Consider the following 17,458-nt stretch of genomic DNA (forward strand, 5'->3'; position numbering starts at 1 on the left):
GCCGGCGCGACTTCCGCGCCGTGCCAGTATCGCCTCAACCGCCGCGCATTCGCGGCGCCGAAGTACCGGGAGCAATTCGTGCGGCATGGATCCAAGCCCACCATCCGCGACGTCGCGGAGACGGCCGGGGTCTCCCTGACCACCGTCTCCTACGTGCTCTCCGGCCGCTCCGGCGGCACCACCCGGATCAGCCAGGCCACCCAGGACCGGGTGCACTCCGCGGTCCGCGAACTTGGCTACGTGGCCAACCGTGCCGCCCGGGGAATGCGCCGGGGCCGCACGGAGCTCGTGGTTGTGGCCGTCGCGGACCTCGAACAGCCGCGGGACAGGGCTATCGCCACGCTGCTGGCCGGGATCCTGCCGGAGCGCGGCTACCAGGCGGTCATCCTGCTGGGCGGGGGCTGGCGGCAGTTCATGCTCTCCGGCGGCGCTGACGGCGTGATCCACACCTGCGCGCCGGCGACTGGCGATGACTCCGGGACAATGGCGGAACTCGCCGGCCGCGGCATGGCCCAGGTGCTCATTACGGACGACGCCGGGGCCGGCAGCCTCGCTGTCCAGGGCGGATACGATGTGGTCCCGGCCGGAACGGACACGCCCGCGGTCCTGGCCGAGCGCGCCGTCGCTTTGCTGCTCGCCCGGCTCCGGGGCTAGGTCGCGCCTAGGCTTTCAGCGCGGAGGCCTCCGGTGCTGTGTCCTGCGTTGCGGTTTCCTGCGTTGCGGTTTCCCGGATGGGGCGCCGGGCCAGCCATGCGGCCACGATCGCGCCGGAGACGTTGTGCCACAGGGAGAAGACGGCAGACGGCAGCGCTGCCAGCGCGCCGAAGTGCGCCGTGGCGAGGGTGGCGGCCAGGCCGGAATTCTGCATACCGACCTCAAAGGCGAGGGCCCTGCGCGCCTTGTCATCCAGGCGTCCCAGCTTGCCGGCCAGGTAGCCCAGGCCCAGTCCGAAACCGTTGTGCAGCACCACAGCGAGGAACACGATGCCACCCGCGGCGACGATCTTGCTCGCGCTGCCGGCCACCACGATCGCCACGATCAGGGAAATTACGACGGCGGAGGCCCACGGCAGCGCCGGGAGGACCCTGGCCACCAGTTTGCGGAGGAAGAGGCGGGCCAGCAGGCCGGCAATGACAGGCAGGAGGACGGTCTTGACGATGTCCTGGACCATGCCGCCGGCGTCGATGCTCAGGTACGAGCCGGCCAGGAACAGCACCAGCAGCGGCGTCACGATCGGGGCGATCAGGGTGGACACGGAAGCGACGGCCACGGACAGGGCCACGTCGCCCTTGGCGAGGAACGCCATCACGTTGGAGGCCGTGCCCGACGGCGCGCAGCCCACCAGGATCAGGCCCACCGCAAGCTCCGGCTCGAGGTGGAGGGCGACGGCGATCAGCCAGCCGGCCCCCGGCATGATGACGTAGTGCGCCACGATTCCCAGGGCCACCGCCCAGGGGCGCTTGGCCACCGAGGCGAAATCCGGCGGGGTCAGCGTCAGGCCCATGCAGAACATGATGATGCCCAGCAGGAAGGGCACGCTGGGTGCGAGGGGTTTGAACGCCCCGGGGAGCAGGAAACCGGCGAGCCCGGCCACCACGACGAGGATCGGGAAGACCGTTACTGCGATGCGGGCGATCTTTGCCTCGGCGGCGAGGGCGGGATTGGCCGGGACGCCTGCGGCGATGCTCGCGTCCTGGACGGTATCGGGGATTTTAGTTGCCTCAAGCATCCAAGAATGGTGCCACCGGCGTCCGGGCACTGGCCACTTCGTGACCACCTGTCGGACTAATATGTCAGATTTTTGGGCATCCGTCTGCCGGGAGAACCCAACGGGTAGGGTTTCAGTGGGTGGGTGAGCCCAAATCGGCGAACTCCCCGCCCCTCCGGCGCGACGCAGCGCCCCACATTCCCTGAATTCTGCACATTCTTTGAAATCTGGAGGCCGTTGCGCCTTCTTAGCCACGAACGGAGCCAGCGATGGCCACCAGTATCGACGCGGAGGCCCCGGCCTTCACGCCCGAGCAACTGCAATCGGTCCGAGGTGCGTTGACGTCCCCGCGCAGGCTCAAGACCGAGGTCCTGGGCGGACTCGTCGTGGCGCTGGCCCTGATCCCTGAGGCGATCGCCTTCTCGATCATCGCCGGCGTGGACCCGAGGATCGGGCTCTTCGCGTCCTTCACGATGGCGGTGACGATCGCCTTCGTCGGCGGCCGTCCGGCGATGATCTCGGCTGCCACCGGCGCCGTCGCCCTGGTGACCGCCCCACTCGTGAAGTCCCACGGCCTGGACTACCTTGTGGCGGCGGTGATTCTGGCCGGCGTGTTCCAAATCGTCCTGGGCCTCTCCGGCGTGGCCAAACTGATGCGCTTCATCCCGCGCCCGGTCATGGTGGGCTTTGTGAACGCCCTGGCCATCCTGATCTTCATGTCGCAGGTGCCCGAGCTGATCGGCGTGCCATGGCTGGTCTACCCGCTCACCGCCCTGGGCCTGCTGATCGTCTTCGGCCTGCCCAGGCTCACCAAAGCCGTCCCCGCACCCCTCGTGGCCATTCTGGCCCTGACATTCATCACGGTGACGGCCGCCGTCGGCGTTCCTACGGTGGGGGACAAGGGCGCACTGCCGGACTCGCTGCCCGCCCTGTCCCTTCCAGGCGTGCCGTTCACGCCCGAAACGCTTCAGGTCATCTTCCCGTTCGCGCTGGCCATGGCCTTCGTCGGGCTGCTCGAATCCCTCATGACCGCGAAGCTCGTCGATGACATCACGGACACGCGTTCACCCAAGACCCGCGAGGCATGGGGGCAGGGTGTCGCGAACATCGTCACCGGCTTCTTCGGCGGCATGGGCGGCTGCGCCATGATCGGCCAGACCATGATCAACGTCAAAGCCTCCGGCGCCCGCACCCGGATCTCCACCCTCCTGGCCGGCGTTTTCCTGCTCATCCTCGTGGTGGCCCTCGGAGATATCGTGTCCCTGATCCCGATGGCCGCGCTGGTGGCCGTCATGATCTTCGTCTCCGTCGCCACGTTCAACTGGCACAGCATCCGGCCCGCCACGCTCAAGGCGCTGCCCAAGAGCGAAACCGCGGTCATGGCGTCCACCGTGGTGGTGACCGTGGCCACGCACAACCTGGCGATCGGCGTCGGCGTCGGCGTCATTGTTGCGATGGTTCTGTTCGCCGGGCGGGTGGCCCACTTCGTCACAGTGGAGCGCTCGGTGACGGAGGACGACGGCGGCAGCCGCGCCACGTATCGTGTGGACGGCGAACTGTTCTTCGCCTCCTCGAATGACCTCTACACCCAGTTCGAGTACGCGTTGGACCCGGAGCACGTGGTCATTGATATGCGCGACTCCCACCTGTGGGACGCCTCCACGATCGCAGCTTTGGATGCCATCACTGAGAAGTACCGGCGGCACGGCAAGAGCGTCGACGTCGTGGGCCTGAATGAGGCCAGCGCCCTGATGCGCGAACGCCTGGCCGGCAAGCTCGGCGCCGGAAACTAGCCGGCAGGGCGCCCGTCCGGACCGGTATTAGGTCACACGTTTGGGTCTTTTTGTTTGCCCAGGTGCGGCCTACGGTGGAACCACGGCGCCGCCCGGCCGGGGTGGCCGGAGCATGGAGGAAGACCCAATGACGACGCACGTAGCCGACTGCAGCGTGAACAATTGCTCCTTCAACGACCACTCCCATTGCAACGCAGCCGCCATTACCGTCGGCGGCGCTGAAGATCATGCCTCGTGCGCGACCTTCATCGACATCGGTGTGCACGGCGGGCTCCCCAAGGTGCTGGCCGACGTCGGCGCCTGCCAGCGAACTGAATGCACCCACAACGACCATCTGATGTGCAAGGCCTCCGAAGTTCACGTGGGCCCGGGGGTCGACAACGCCGATTGCCTCACCTACGCCCACAAATAAGCCGCACGCGGCGTCCGCGCCCATCGAACCAAGGAATACCAGCCGTCTCCACCGGAATCGACGCCGGACTTTCCCCACCTTTGAAGTCGGCGCCCGGCGTGCCCCGCCGAATCGCCGGCGAGTCCCGGCGTAGCTGTGTCAAAGGTGGGGAGACTCGGCAGGCAGGCAGGGCGCAACAGAGCGCGGCAGAGCGCAGCAGAGCGCGCCATAGGCGTCCGCAGGCCCGCCCGCGCTAGCCCTGGGTGAGCCGGTACCGTTCGATCTGCTTGAGCCGCCGCAGGAGGCTGTCGCGCCGGGGGTGCGGGACGGCGTCGGCCGGCTCGGCGGTGAGCTCGATGTGTTCAGTGCCGTACTGCCACAGCAGCAGGTCATCGAGGAGCCGGTCCGGGCCGGGCGAGTAGCGGTGGTCCAGGGCCTTGCGGACCTCGGTGATCCGGTTGGCGCTGAGCAGCCCGGCGAGCTGCATGGTCTGGTTGAGGCCGTGGGCGGCCATGAGCTCCGCGGCCCAGCCCCAGTCGTCGTCGACCTTGCGGTCCACGTGCGGCAGCAGGGTCCGCCAGACGTCGCGGATCCGGTTGGGCGTCAGCGGTGCGGCACCCTCGCCGTCCACATCCCAGTAACCGCGGACCTCCTCGTAGCGCTCATGCAGGTCCGAGAAGGCGCTCTCCACGGTCTCCAGCATGGCGGCCGTGGCGGTGAACTGGCGGTCGAAGTGCGGGGTCCAGGCCCTCGGGTCCTCGGCCTTGAAGCGGATGTCGTGCTCGATTTCGCTCCACGCGTGGGCGAACACTGTGCGGATCTGGCACTCGAAGAAGTAGCTGCCGTTCGGCGGGATGTCGGGGTTGAAGGCCAGCTGGTAGTCCTTGACGGCCTCGTTCTGTATGGTCCGCAGGATCAGGTGCCGGCTGGAGTAGCCGTAGGTGCCGGACTCGATCGAGCCGATGTCCTTTTCACGGTCCCCGCGGCAGTCAAAGAGCTGGCGCTGGCGCTTGATCAGATTGGCCACCACCGCGTTTTCCGCCGGAAGCTTGGTGATCACGCGGATGCCCACCATGTCGTTCAGGGTCCGGAACGGGTCCGGGAACTTCAGCACCGGTGGTCCGCCCGGCTCCAGCGGTTCTTCCGTGCGGGAAATTTTCTCGCGGAAGGATTCAACCGTCTTGGTGCGGCCGGTGACGAACAACGGCGTGACCTCGGTGTCCTTGAGCATGGTCCGCAGCGTGAGCAGGACCTCCCGGGTGACCAGCTTCAGGGCAGGCCGGACCCGCTCGTAGAGTTCCACGTTTTCCTGCACGGAATCGCGCAGGCTCAAGTCCAAACGGTCCCAGTTGCTCGCCATGGATCCAGCTTACGGCGCACCACCGACACCGGGCCGCAGGCTCTCCCGCAGGCACTTTCGCAGCCGCCGCCAAAGGGCGGTGGGCAAGGGCGGCGTGCAGGGGGCCGGCCTGCGCGGGGCCGCTTGGCGCCCAAGGTAGGCTCAGCACATGGCTGAAATGCGGCGGCGGACTATGATCGCTGGCGCAGCGGCGGTGACTTTGGGGGCAATCTCCGCCGCCTGTTCACCGGGCCCCAAGGAGGACGCTGTGAAGAGGCAGAAGTACCAATATGGCGAGGACCCCAGCCAGTGGGGTGAGCTCTTCCTCCCGGAAGTGGCCGCGCCCAAGGGTGTGGTGGTGGTGATCCATGGCGGGTACTGGCGTTCGCAGTACGGCGCAGAACTTGGGGAGCCCCTTGCCAAGGACCTCGCCGCGCACGGCATGGCAGCCTGGAACCTGGAGTACCGGCGCGCCGGCAACGGCGGAGGCTGGCCCAACACCTTTGCCGACGTCCTGGCCGGAATCGACAAGCTCGGTGAACTCGCCGACGAGCACGGGCTCGGGCTGGACCGGGTGGTGGCCCTGGGCCACTCTGCCGGCGGTCACCTCGCGGTCTGGGCGGCGGGACGCAGCCGCCTCGCCGGGCTCGGCGCCCCGGATGCGGACCGCCAGCTCACGCGCCGAGGCGACGACGACGGCGCGGTGCAGCTTACCGGCGTCGTCAGTCAGTCGGGGGTGCTCAACCTCGCGGCCGCCGAGCGGCTCAATCTCAGCAACGGCGCCGTCAGCAACTTCCTGGGCGGCTCGTCCGAGAAATATCCCAAGCGTCATAGATATGCGGACCCCATGAGCGCGGTGCCGCTGGGCGTGCCCGTATATGCCGTTCACGGTACGGAAGACGACACCGTGCCGGTGAGCCAGTCCGAGACCTACGCCGGAGCAGCCAAGGCGGCCGGCGCGCCGGTTCAGTTGCTGAAGGTCCCGGGCGACCACTTTGCGCTGATTGATCCGAAAGCACCCGCCTACCGGAAATGCCGTGAACTCGTGCAGCAGCTGTTGGCCTGAAATCCGGCCGGCCCGGCTGCCGGTGAAGCTGTCGGCCAGACGCCCGCCCTGCCGCCAGCCAAGCACTCGTCCGGCGTCCACCCGGCGTCCCACGGCGGCGAAAGCGAATACACTGGACCGCAGGTGCGCCGGGAAGTCTGGTCGGCATAGTTCCGTCGACCCCACTTTGAGGACTCCATGAGCGCCCTGCCACCCACTCCCACACCCCCTCGACTCACCGTTATCGGCCGGGGCAGCTACTCCGAGGCCCTGCGGATCGGCGAAATCCTCCGCAAGGAAACCGTGGGCGGCGCGCTGCTGGTCGCCGCGGCGGCGGTGGCCCTTGTCTGGGCCAACTCCCCGGCCTCGGAGAGTTACTTCGCGCTGCGCGACTTGAAAGTCGGCTACGCGCCCTGGCATCTGGACCTGACCCTGGGCGCCTGGGCCGCCGACGGCCTGCTGGCCATCTTCTTCTTCCTGGTCGGGCTCGAACTCAAGCGCGAATTTGTCGCCGGCGATCTGCGCCAGCCGAGCAAATCCGTGGTTCCGGTGGCCGCCGCCGTGGGCGGTGTGGCCGTTCCGGCGCTCATTTACGCGGTCGTCAACCTTTCAGGCCCCGAGACCCTGCACGGCTGGGCGATTCCCACCGCCACAGACATCGCCTTCGCCGTCGCGGTGTTGGCGCTCATCGGTTCCCACCTTCCCAGTGCGCTGCGCATCTTCCTGCTGACCCTCGCGGTCGTGGACGACCTCTTGGCCATCGCCATCATCGCGATCTTCTACACGAGCGACCTCCACCCCGAGCCGCTCCTGCTGGCCCTGCTCCCGCTGGGCCTCTACACAATCCTGGCGCACAAATGCCGCCGGTTCTTCGGCATGCACGCATGGGCGGCCTGGGTGATCCTGCTGCCGCTCGGCGCGGCGACGTGGGCGCTCGTGCACGCGTCAGGCATCCACGCAACCGTGGCCGGGGTCCTGCTCGGGTTTGCAATTCCCGTCAAGCGCTCCCGGGCCAGCGGCGGCCCTGAAGCCGGCCCGGGGCTCGCGGAGCTCTTCGAACACCGGTTCCGCCCGATTTCGGCCGGGATCGCCGTCCCGGTTTTCGCGTTCTTTTCCGCCGGGGTGGTCATTGGTGGCTGGCAGGGCCTCGGTGCCGCCCTTACGGATCCCGTGGCGGTGGGCATCATCCTGGCGCTCGTGGCCGGAAAGCCGGCCGGGATCCTCGGCACCACATGGCTCATCACCAAAGTCACGCGGGCCCGGCTGGACGGCTCCTTCAAGTGGATCGACGTCTTCGGCCTCTCGATCCTGGCCGGCATTGGTTTCACGGTGTCGCTGCTGTTGGCTGAGTTGAGCTTTGGTCAAGGTACTGCCCACGAAGACCACGCGAAGGTGGGGATTCTCGCGGCCTCTGTGCTCGCGGCGCTCCTCGCCACCGGCGTGCTCCGGGCCCGCAACCAGCAGTACCGCCGGGCCGAGGAGGAAGAAAAGATCGACTCGGACCACGACGGCATCCCGGACGTCTACCAGCAAGACCGTCCCGCAGACTAAGTGGAGTCCGCGGGCCAGATGGACAGGACAGGCCGACGGACTAGATTTGAGGGTGCGGCAAGGACGTGCCGTCCAGAGCATGCATGATACCCCAAGGGGTATCATTGTCTCGCTGGAATACGCGCGCCGGGCCGTCCGGCGCCCGCGAAAGGAACAGGCATGAAGAGCATTTCCGTCAAGGACCTGGCCGCCCTGGGCGACGCCACCGAAATCGTCGACGTCCGCGAGGAAGACGAATACGCCGCTGTCCGCGTTCCTGGCGCCAGGAGCATCCCGCTTTCACGGTTTGTCCAGTCCCTCGACGAGGTTCCGGCCAGCGGAACCGTCTACGTCATGTGCGCCGCCGGGGGCCGCAGCGCCCAGGCCACCACCTACCTGGAGGACCAGGGGTACGACGCCGTCAACGTCACCGGCGGGATCATGCAGTGGCAGGACGAGGGGCACCCCGTCAACCGGGGCTGACCTGACAGGGCTGACCTCAGCGGAGGGACCATGGAAGTCATCGTTATCGAGACCCCGCAACTCGGGGACCGCAGCTACCTGGTCCACGACGGCTCTGTGGCGCTGGCGATCGACCCGCAGCGTGACACCGACCGCATCGAGGCGGCCGCCCGCGACGCCGGCGTTTCCATCACGCACGTGGCCGAGACCCACCTGCACAATGACTACATCACCGGCGGCCTGATCCTGGCCCGCGCCCACGGCGCCAGCTACCTCGTGAACGCCGCCGATCCCGTGGCATTCGAGCGCACGCCAATCTCCGACGGCGAAACGATCCGGGTGGGCTCGCTCTCGGTCAAGGCGGTGGCCACGCCGGGCCATACGCACACCCACATGTCGTTCATCGTGGACGACGGCGGGAAGCGGGCCGTCTTCTCCGGCGGCAGCCTGCTGTACGGTTCCGTGGGCCGCACCGACCTCGTAGCCGAGGCGGACACGGTCGGCTTGACCCATGACCAGTACGCCTCGGTCCGGCGCCTCGCCGCCGAGGCCGGCCGTGGTGCCGCGCTGTTCCCGACCCACGGATTCGGCTCGTTCTGCTCCTCGGGACCCGCCACGGGCGCCCGGTCCTCGACCATCGGCGAACAGCTCGCCGCCAACCATGCCCTGACGGACCCTGACGAGGACCACTTCGTCAGCCAGCTCATCGCCAACCTCACGGACCACCCGTCGTACTACGCCCACATGAGTCCGGCCAACCTTCGGGGCCCGGGGCCTGCGGAGCTGGCCGTTCCCGAATCGCTCGATGCCGCCGAGCTCACCCGGCGGTTGGACGACGGCGAGTGGGTGGTGGACGTGCGGCGGCGGGTGGCGTTCGCCAGCAGCCACCTCAAAGGCAGCGTCAGTTTTGAGTATGGCTCCGGCTCCAGTTTCACCACCTATCTCGGCTGGGTGCTGCCGTGGGGYGAACCGGTGACCCTGGTGGGCTCGCGGGAAGACATAGAGAGCGCCATCCGCGACCTCTCCCGGATCGGCATCGAATCCCCGGACGCCGCCGTCGGAACCGAGCCGGAGGTCCTGGCGCCGCAGGCCGGCCTTGCCTCCTACCCGCGCGTGGGCTGGGACGGCGTGCTCGCGCACCGGGCGCCTGGGGACACCGTCCTGGACGTGCGCCGGGCTGACGAATTCGCCGCCGCCCGCGTTGTGGGCGCGGTCAACGTGCCGCTGCACGAGCTGTTGCTGCGCCTCGGGGACGTCCCTGCCGGGAAACTCTGGGTGCACTGCGGCTCCGGGTACCGTGCCGGGATCGCCGCCAGCCTCCTGGCGCGGGCAGGCCGGGATGTGGTCCACATCGACGCCAGGTTCGCCCACGCCGCGTCCGCCGGGATCGCCCTGGACACCACAGCGGCCTGAGCGGGCAGCGAGGCGGTTGCGGGCCGTGCGCGCAACACACGGCGCCGGAGCGGATTCTCTGGCAGAGTATGGTCATGCTCACAGTTATTGGCGAGGGGCTGGTTGATGTAGTCCAGCGGTCCTCCGGCGTCCAGGCCCATGTCGGCGGCAGCCCCCTCAACGTGGCGGTAGGGCTGGCGCGGCTGGACCATCCCGTCCAGTTCATTGGCCGCTACGGCCGCGATGCCTATGGCGAGGCCCTGGCCGCGCACCTGAAGTCGAGCTCCGTGCTGCTCCCGCTAGGACCCGACGAGCTGCCCACCAGCGTGGCCGCCGCACTGATCGACGACGCCGGCGCCGCCACCTACACCTTCGACCTCGCCTGGGAGCTTCCCGGCGTCGCGGCGCGCTTGCCGTTCCTGCTCCAGGGAACCACGCTGCTGCACACCGGATCCATCGCCACCATGCTGGCGCCCGGCGCCGCTGACGTGCTTGCCGCCGTCGAACGCGCCCACCCGTCCGCCACTATCAGCTTTGACCCCAATTGCCGCCCCAGCATCATCCCGGACGTGGACTATGCCCGCGGGCAGGCCGAAAAGTTCGTGACCCTCTCTGACGTTGTGAAAGCCTCCGACGAGGACCTCGAATGGCTCTACCCCGGTGTTGACCCGCTGGACTCGGCCCGCCGCTGGCTGGCGCTGGGCGGCTCCGAAGGTCCCGCAATGGTGGTGGTGACCCGCGGCGGCAAGGGCCCCTGGGGCATCAACGCTGCAGGTGCGGCGCAGTTCCCCGCCCCCGAGATCAGCGTCGCGGACACAGTCGGGGCAGGGGATTCGTTCATGGCCGCGCTGCTGTCCGGCGTGGTGGACCTGGGCCTGGACGGGGCACAAAACCGCGAGGCCCTGCGCGAACTCTCCCCCGAAAGTCTCCGCGACCTTCTCGCCCATGCCTCCCGGGCAGCGGCGGTCACCGTGTCCCGCGCCGGCGCCAACCCGCCCACCCGCGCGGAGATGGCACGGATGGAAATGGGGGCCCCGCCCCTGCAGTGAGTGAAAGGCAGCCATGACACGCCACGATTTTCCGGTGTTCCCTGTCCGTAGTGAATCCTTCACGGAGGGCCAGACGCTCCCGCCTGCCCAGCGCAGCGGGAAGATGCGCGCCGGCGGCCAGGACGAATCCCCGCAGCTGAGCTGGAGCGGCGCCCCGGCCGGCACCAAAGGCTATGCAGTCACGATGTTCGACCCCGACGCCCCAGGCCGCGGCGGCTTCTGGCACTGGGCGGTGCTGGACGTCCCCGCCAGCGTCACGTCGCTGCCGGCAGGGGCGGGCGCCGAGGGCGGCAAGCTCCTTCCCGCGGGCGCCATCCAGTTAAGGAACGACGGCGGATTCCACGGCTATCTGGGCGCCGCGCCGCCTCCCGGGCACGGGCCGCACCGCTACGTCATCACCGTCCACGCGCTCGACATTGCACCGTGCGGGCTGAACGAGCACACCGCTCCGGGCAGCCTGGAAGCGAAGCTGTCGCGGCACACCCTGGGCCGGGGCACACTCACCGGCATCCTCGAACGCCACTGAGCCGGCCGCCGTCGCCGTCGCCGAGTTCGCCGGAAACTCTCCAGATCGCCGGAATTGTCCGGCGAACCCGGCGCGGTCCGGCGATCTCGGCGCATACGGCCGCGAGGGCCGACCGTCCCGGCGCACGTAGACTGGCATTATGCGGCTGGTAGCAAGTGACATCGACGGAACGATCCTCGGCCATGACGGCAAAATCAGCGGCCGGACTGTCCGCGCGTTCCACGCCTGCCGCGACGCCGGGCTGGAACTGGTGTTCGTCACGGGACGGCCGCCGCGCTGGCTCCACCCCCTGCAGGACCAGCTGGGGCACACCGGAACGGTCATCTGCTCCAACGGGGCCGTGGTGTGGGACCTCGAGGCGGACCGCATGCTCTCGGCCCGGACACTGGACCTTGACGCTATGTTCGAAGTCCGCCGCATCATCAAGCGGTTGCGTCCGTCCGCACTCTTTGCCGCCGAAACCCTGACCGGCTTCCACCTGGAGCCGGGGTTTATCGAAAACGGCTCGAGCGGACTGCTCGCGGAATTCACTCCGGCCCCGCTGCACACCACCCTCACCGAGGGGGACTCCATTGCGAAGTTCCTGGCCATAGTCCGGGAAGGCACCGCCGACGATTTCCTGGCCGAGGTGACGCCCGCCGTCGCCCATCTGGCCGCCGCCACGCACTCGGCGCCGAATATGGCCCTGCTGGAGCTGTCCCTGCCCGGCGTGAACAAGGCCGTGACCCTGGCTGAATATGCGTCGTCCCTCGGCATCGGCGCCGCGGACGTGGTGGCATTCGGGGACATGCCCAACGACATCGAGATGCTGCGCTGGGCCGGGCACGGCTACGCGATGGCCAGCGGCCACCCGGAAGCGATCCGGGCCGCCGGCCAGCAGGCCCCGCATTTCGACGACGACGGCGTCGCCCAGATCCTCGAGGCCAAGCTCGCCGAACTCGGCGTCCGGCTCCGCTAAAAGCCACCCGGCGCCCGGCTGTCCGAACAGGCGCCCGGCACGGCCGGCACTGCGCCGCACACCGGTCCAGTTCCCCGTGGACACCGGATTCCCAGCGGACAGTCAACTTGCGTTCACCTTGGCGTCCTAGGCTGGAAGCTCGCGACAGATCGTTTGACTGATAGTGGGGACATCATGGCCAGGCATCGCATCAACAACACGGACGAACAACCCCTGCACCCGGTGGAGCCGGACCGGCACTGGCGGCAGCTGCGCCAAGGCGACCGCGTCAGCGTCCGGCTGGGTCCGGGCTTCGAGACGGGCGGGCTCGTGGACGCCGTGACGGCGGACCACAGCGTGGTCTGGGTGGATCTCGACGGCGGCCGCGGCCGCACGCTGCTGCACTGCAGCGACGACGTCGAAATCCGCCAACACGAGTCCTGACACCTCGTCCCGCCAAGGGCAGCTGAGGCCCGGCGGCCGGCAGATCAAGGGCTCGGGTACGCTTCAGGAGTGACTGACCAGCACCCCTACTTTGCCCCTCGCGGCAATCGCGACGGCGGTCCGGAGGACACCGCAGCCCGGGCCCCGGGCGGCGTCCGGGCGCCCCTGGCGATGGCCCACCGGGGCTTCTCGCTGGACGGGCTGGAGAACTCGATGGCCGCGTTCCGCGCCGCCGTCGACCTCGGGTTCAGGCATCTGGAGACGGACGTGCACACAACGGCCGACGGCGTGCTGGTGCTCTTCCACGACAAAACCCTGGACCGGATCACGGAGGGCCGGGGCCGGATCGCGGACCTTCCGGCCGCGACCGTGGACCTGGCCAGGATCGGCGGGACCGAACCGATCCCGCGGTTCGAGGAACTGATCGCGGCCTTCCCGGACGTCCGGCTCAATGTCGACGTCAAGGACTGGAATTCCGTCGGTCCCCTGGCCTCGGCGATTGAACGCCACGGACTGCACGACCGCGTGCTGGTGGCCAGTTTCTCGGACCGGCGGCGCCGCGCGGTGCTGAAGCAGTTGAGCCGTCCTGCCGCGAGCTCGGCCGGCATCGTGTCCAGTGCCGTGTTCGTTCTGCTCGGGCCCGTGCTGCCGACGCGGCTGATGTCCCTCGTGGCGCGCCGGGCGCTGCGCGGCGTCCACGCCCTTCAGGTCCCGGTCCGCTACGGCGCCGTGCCTGTGGTGACGCCCGGCTTCATCCGGCGGGCACACCGGCACGGCCTGCAGGTCCATGTGTGGACAGTCAATGAGCCCGCCGAAATGCACCGGCTGCTGGACCTCGGCGTCGACGGGATTGTCACGGACCGAGCGGACCTGCTCAAAGCGGTCCTGACGGAGCGCGGAACCTGGGCCTGAACACCGCGTCTCCTCAGCACGCCGGGACCGCCGGACTGGCAGGATAGAGCCATGCGCATCCTCATCGCCCCGGACAAGTTCAAGGGCTCCCTCACCGCCGTCGAAGCCGCCGCCGCCATTGCCGAAGGCGCCCTGCGCGTCTACCCCGACGCGGAGGCCGTCCAGTTTCCGGTGGCCGACGGCGGCGAAGGGACCCTCGAGGCGGCCGTCGCGGCCGGCTACGAGGAACGGCTCAACGCAGTCGTTGGCCCCATCCTGGCCCCGATCGGTGCCGCGTGGGCCATCCGTGCCGACGCCTTCGGCGGGGCCACCGCGGTGATTGAAACGGCGCAGGCCTCCGGGCTGGCGCACATGGAGCCCACACCGGCGAACTCGCTGCGCGCCCACAGTTATGGCTGCGGCCAGCTGATTGCCGCCGCGCTGGACGCCGGTGCCACGGAAATCGTGCTGGGCGTAGGCGGTTCAGCCATGAGCGACGGCGGCAGCGGCGCACTCCGGGCCCTCGGACTCAAGCCGCTGGACGCCGCCGGCAACGTGGTGCCCCTCGGCGGCGGATCGCTCGCCGAGGTCGCATCCGTGGATATCAGTGGCCTCGATCCGCGGCTGGCCGAAGTGAAGTTCAGGATCGCCGTCGACGTCCAAAACCCGCTGTACGGCAGCGACGGGGCGGCGTACGTCTTCGGTCCGCAAAAAGGCGCCGACGCCGATGCGATGGAGCTGCTCGACGCCGGCCTGCGCAACTGGGCCTCGGTCCTGCGCGCGTCGACGGGCCGGGACGTCAATGTGCCCGGCGCCGGCGCGGCCGGCGGCTTCCCGGCGTCGTTCCTGGCCTTCAGCACCGCCGCCCTCGAAGGCGGCTTCGAGCTGGTGGCCGGGCTCACCGGGCTTGCCGCGAAACTCGCCGTGGCTGATTTGGTCATCACCGGGGAGGGCTCCATGGACAGCCAATCGCTGACGGGCAAGGCGCCGATCGCCCTCGCCGACGCCGCCCAGGCCCTCGGCATTCCGGTGATCGTGGTGGCCGGCCGGATCCTCGTCACCCCGGAGGACCTCGGCCGGCACGGAGTCGTCGCCGCGGCGCAACTGCTGGACGTCGCCGGCAGCGCGGAGGACGCCGTCGCCAACGCCGCAAAGTACCTTGCCTGGGTCACCAGCCAGGTCCTCGAAGGCGCCTAGCGCACCTGCTGGCCGGCTGCCGTGCCGACCACCTTGTGGTTCAGGCGCCGGTCTCGTAGTGCGGCTCGGCCACGGGTTTGGACTCGGGGGAGCCCTTCTCGCGCAGGTAGACCGAGGCGCCCACCAGGACCGCCACAGCGAGGAACTCGCTTTGCCAGTTCTGGAAGGACTCGAACCAGAACCGGCTCGTCGCCAGATAGCCCAGCACCGTCACGGTGGGCTGTCCGTGTGCCTCCTGGTCACTGTTGTACTCGTCCGTGCCGCCCACAGCGTGCAGGATGAAGGATGCCAGGAACAGCAGCAGGAACATGATCGAAAGCGAGTGTTCGTAGAGCGTGAGCACCCAGCCGCCGCGCCGTACGGGCCAAGGGGTGGAAGCCTTCACACTGGCCTGCCGGGGGTCCTCGTCCTGCGGGGCAGTGCGGCCCATTGGCTTGGACTCCGAGGACCCCTTTTGGAACAGGAAGACGGTCAGGACGACGTACATGCCCATCTGCAGGAATTCCGACTCCCAGTTCTCGAATGTCGCCTCCAGGAAGGCCCCGGTGCCGAGGTACCTCAGGACGGTCACGGCCGGTTCGCCGTGGGCCATCTGCTCGTCGCTGTAGGTGCTGGCTCCGCTGAGGACCATGCCGCCGAAAAAGATGGCGAACAGCCCGATATTGGCCAGCAGCAGTCCGTGTTCCTTGACCCACCTGCCCATGGTTCCTCCCGTGCCTGCCCCGAGCTGCTCCTGCGAAACGTCCGTCATAGTGGCTCCTCCTCGCGGCCCTTGCGGTGGAGGCCGGCAGGGACGACCACCAACAGCAGCACCAGTACGGCCAGCAGGCCGGCGCCGGCTATCAGGCCCGCCGTCCGGCCCACGGTGACGTCGAAAATGAGGGATGTGGTACCCACGCTCAGGAGCCCGACGCCGGCCAGTGAGAACTTGGCGATGGTGTCGGCGCTGGCCACGAGCGTGGCCTTCAGGCCTTGCCGGAACAGCCGGCGGTGCACGCTCACAGGCAGCAGGATCGTGGCCGTGGTGAGGGCGGCCAGGACGACGTTGGCGAGGTACAGGCGGGTCTGGTAATCATCGAGCGTCTCGAAGCGCGCCTGGAACGGCAGCGTCAGCAGGAAGCCGGCAAGGAGCTGGACCCCGGTCTGGAGAACCCGCAGTTCCTGCAGCAGTTCGGCCCAGTTGCGGTCCATCCGCTCAGCGCGTGATTCATCCCTGCCGTCATCCTTCGGCGCCACTGGGCCTGTCATTTGGTGCTCCTCCGCGCAATCCTGAAATCATCGTGAACCTGCCGCAGCGTGCAGTCCACCCTCAACCTAGGCTTGAGAGTTGCCAAAAACAAGTCGGTACTAAGCTTGCTGATGATATTGCGGTTAGGGTAGGACTGTTTACTTCGCTGGGATGTTCTCCGACGGCCCGGTCACACGGGCCCGAGGCGCATTCCTGGAAACCGACACACATTGGTTAGGTGGACTATGAGTGACGCAAGCAGCACCGCAGCCAGCAGCTCGGGCGGCCAGGGCAAGCAGCAGGACCAGCCGCGCGATCCCCGCGCCGGCTACCATTCCGGCCCGTTCCCGGAACAGGTCCAGAAACAGCCCGGCCTCACCTCGCCGATGGAGCCCAAACCGGACCACGGCGAGGAAAGCTATCGCGGCAGCGGCGCCCTGAACGGCAAAGCCGCCCTCATCACGGGCGGTGACTCCGGAATCGGCAAAGCGGTGGCGATCGCCTTCGCCCGTGAGGGGGCCGACGTCGCCATCTCCTACTTGCCGGAGGAAGAGGAAGACGCGCAGGACACCGCCGAGTGGATCCGGAAGGCCGGACGCAAGGCCCTGCTGCTTCCTGGCGACGGCCGCAGCGAGGACTTCGCGGCGAACATCGTGAAGGCGACGCTGGCCGAATTCGGGGGCCTCAATGTCCTGGTGCTCAATGCGGCCTACCAGAAGAACCGGGACAGCCTGGAATCGCTCCCCACCGAAGAGTTCGACCGTGTCTTCAAAACCAATCTGTACTCCCTGCTCTGGACCGCCCGCGCCGCCGTCCCGCACCTGAAAGCCGGCGCCTCCATCATCACCACCGCATCGATCCAGGCCTTCAACCCGTCCCCGCAACTCATCGACTACGCCATGACCAAGGCCGCGCAGGTAGCGTTCACCAAGGCGCTGGCGCAGGAGCTCGGGCCAAAAGGGGTCAGGGTCAACGCCGTGGCCCCCGGCCCCATCTGGACGCCGCTGATTCCGGCCACCGAGTGGCCCGAGAAGTTGCCGTCCTTTGGCCAGGACACGCCCCTGCAGCGGGCGGGGCAGCCGGCGGAGCTCGCGGCGGCCTATGTGCTTCTCGCCTCGGACCACGGTTCCTACATTTCCGGAGCAGTCCTTCCGGTCACCGGAGGCAAAGGACTCTGAGCCCGCTCCGGACCCGTCCCAATGCCAGCTAGTCCCATTTCCAACGACAGGAGCAATGACATGACTGACAACCAGCAGGATCCGAAGACCGCCAAAGAAGAGGGCGGCTACGGCGCGCCGACCGCCGAGCAGGAAATGGCCGGCCGGCATGTCCGGGCGGAGTCCGGGGCTGCCGTGCCGTCCGCTGAGGCCGAAATGGACCCGGCAAATACCGACGAGCCTGCCCCCCGGGCGGTCCTTCTCCTCCGAGTCCGGGCAGGATGCTGCTGGGTTGCCGGACGGCTCCGGGACGGACCTGCCGGAGGGCAGGTCGCCGAAGGACCGCGACGACGACAAGGACGCCTTCGA

General features: G+C 68.5%; 18 protein-coding genes. 14 read left to right on the forward strand and 4 right to left on the reverse strand.

The genetic code is table 11. The features are described from left to right. Window positions 1–78 precede the first annotated feature (78 nt). Window positions 79–654 carry a LacI family DNA-binding transcriptional regulator gene (locus AC1DR1_RS07400; RefSeq protein ID WP_229995831.1) on the forward strand — a complete coding sequence of 192 codons (576 nt, stop codon included), beginning with the start codon at window positions 79–81 and terminating at the stop codon, window positions 652–654. Window positions 655–661: 7 nt separating this feature from the next. Here the strand turns inward: AC1DR1_RS07400 and AC1DR1_RS07405 are convergent, their stop codons facing one another. Next, window positions 662–1,729 carry a bile acid:sodium symporter family protein gene (locus AC1DR1_RS07405; protein WP_364746852.1) on the reverse strand — a complete coding sequence of 356 codons (1,068 nt, stop codon included), beginning with the start codon at window positions 1,727–1,729 and terminating at the stop codon, window positions 662–664. A 248-nt stretch (window positions 1,730–1,977) separates the two neighbouring features. Between AC1DR1_RS07405 and AC1DR1_RS07410 the strand changes: the two genes are divergently transcribed. Both AC1DR1_RS07410 and AC1DR1_RS07415 read left to right on the forward strand, forming a co-directional pair. Beyond that, on the forward strand, window positions 1,978–3,501 hold the full coding sequence (locus tag AC1DR1_RS07410; protein WP_476966037.1) for a SulP family inorganic anion transporter: 1,524 nt from the start codon (window positions 1,978–1,980) through the stop codon (window positions 3,499–3,501). Between the two features lie 127 nt (window positions 3,502–3,628). Next, window positions 3,629–3,913, forward strand: coding sequence for a DUF1540 domain-containing protein (locus AC1DR1_RS07415; protein WP_229995828.1), 285 nt, complete (start codon window positions 3,629–3,631; stop codon window positions 3,911–3,913). 232 nt (window positions 3,914–4,145) lie between these two features. Here the strand turns inward: AC1DR1_RS07415 and AC1DR1_RS07420 are convergent, their stop codons facing one another. Beyond that, window positions 4,146–5,252 (reverse strand): GTP pyrophosphokinase, encoded by a 1,107-nt coding sequence (locus AC1DR1_RS07420; RefSeq protein WP_229995827.1) that lies wholly within the window; start codon window positions 5,250–5,252, stop codon window positions 4,146–4,148. Window positions 5,253–5,499: 247 nt separating this feature from the next. Here AC1DR1_RS07420 and AC1DR1_RS07425 point away from each other — a divergent pair, with 247 nt between their 5' ends. The 10 genes from AC1DR1_RS07425 (at window position 5,500) to AC1DR1_RS07470 (ending at window position 14,704) form a co-directional block, all read left to right on the forward strand. Continuing rightward, on the forward strand, window positions 5,500–6,297 hold the full coding sequence (locus AC1DR1_RS07425) for an alpha/beta hydrolase (protein WP_229995826.1): 798 nt from the start codon (window positions 5,500–5,502) through the stop codon (window positions 6,295–6,297). A gap of 177 nt (window positions 6,298–6,474) precedes the next feature. Then, on the forward strand, window positions 6,475–7,827 hold the full coding sequence (gene nhaA / locus AC1DR1_RS07430; RefSeq protein WP_229995825.1) for a Na+/H+ antiporter NhaA: 1,353 nt from the start codon (window positions 6,475–6,477) through the stop codon (window positions 7,825–7,827). 159 nt (window positions 7,828–7,986) lie between these two features. Then, entirely contained in the window at window positions 7,987–8,289 is a 303-nt protein-coding gene (locus AC1DR1_RS07435) for a rhodanese-like domain-containing protein (RefSeq protein ID WP_229995824.1), read from the forward strand. A gap of 30 nt (window positions 8,290–8,319) precedes the next feature. After that, window positions 8,320–9,681 (forward strand): MBL fold metallo-hydrolase, encoded by a 1,362-nt coding sequence (locus AC1DR1_RS07440; RefSeq protein WP_229995823.1) that lies wholly within the window; start codon window positions 8,320–8,322, stop codon window positions 9,679–9,681. 74 nt (window positions 9,682–9,755) lie between these two features. Beyond that, window positions 9,756–10,709 (forward strand): carbohydrate kinase family protein, encoded by a 954-nt coding sequence (locus tag AC1DR1_RS07445; RefSeq protein WP_364746861.1) that lies wholly within the window; start codon window positions 9,756–9,758, stop codon window positions 10,707–10,709. A 13-nt stretch (window positions 10,710–10,722) separates the two neighbouring features. Beyond that, entirely contained in the window at window positions 10,723–11,235 is a 513-nt protein-coding gene (locus AC1DR1_RS07450) for a YbhB/YbcL family Raf kinase inhibitor-like protein (protein WP_476992412.1), read from the forward strand. 139 nt (window positions 11,236–11,374) lie between these two features. Next, the gene (locus tag AC1DR1_RS07455; protein ID WP_229995642.1) at window positions 11,375–12,193 is read left to right on the forward strand and encodes an HAD family hydrolase; all 819 of its coding nucleotides are present in this window, start codon (window positions 11,375–11,377) and stop codon (window positions 12,191–12,193) included. A gap of 174 nt (window positions 12,194–12,367) precedes the next feature. Further along, window positions 12,368–12,616 (forward strand): hypothetical protein, encoded by a 249-nt coding sequence (locus tag AC1DR1_RS07460; RefSeq protein WP_229995641.1) that lies wholly within the window; start codon window positions 12,368–12,370, stop codon window positions 12,614–12,616. A 69-nt stretch (window positions 12,617–12,685) separates the two neighbouring features. Beyond that, entirely contained in the window at window positions 12,686–13,528 is an 843-nt protein-coding gene (locus AC1DR1_RS07465) for a glycerophosphodiester phosphodiesterase family protein (RefSeq protein WP_476992413.1), read from the forward strand. 51 nt (window positions 13,529–13,579) lie between these two features. Beyond that, entirely contained in the window at window positions 13,580–14,704 is a 1,125-nt protein-coding gene (locus AC1DR1_RS07470) for a glycerate kinase (RefSeq protein WP_476992414.1), read from the forward strand. A 40-nt stretch (window positions 14,705–14,744) separates the two neighbouring features. Here AC1DR1_RS07470 and AC1DR1_RS07475 read toward each other — a convergent pair whose 3' ends face one another. Both AC1DR1_RS07475 and AC1DR1_RS07480 read right to left on the reverse strand, forming a co-directional pair. Continuing rightward, on the reverse strand, window positions 14,745–15,455 hold the full coding sequence (locus tag AC1DR1_RS07475) for a DUF6766 family protein (protein WP_476992415.1): 711 nt from the start codon (window positions 15,453–15,455) through the stop codon (window positions 14,745–14,747). Beyond that, the gene (locus AC1DR1_RS07480) at window positions 15,452–15,952 is read right to left on the reverse strand and encodes a DUF6328 family protein (RefSeq protein ID WP_476966039.1); all 501 of its coding nucleotides are present in this window, start codon (window positions 15,950–15,952) and stop codon (window positions 15,452–15,454) included. Before AC1DR1_RS07480 ends, AC1DR1_RS07475 begins: the two co-directional genes overlap by 4 nt. Before the next feature lie 225 nt (window positions 15,953–16,177). Between AC1DR1_RS07480 and AC1DR1_RS07485 the strand changes: the two genes are divergently transcribed. Further along, window positions 16,178–17,110: an SDR family oxidoreductase gene (locus tag AC1DR1_RS07485; RefSeq protein ID WP_476966040.1), complete on the forward strand. Its 933-nt coding sequence runs from the start codon at window positions 16,178–16,180 to the stop codon at window positions 17,108–17,110. The last annotated feature ends 348 nt before the right edge of the window (window positions 17,111–17,458 follow it).

The sequence above is a fragment of the Arthrobacter sp. P4_F10 genome (assembly GCF_056401435.1).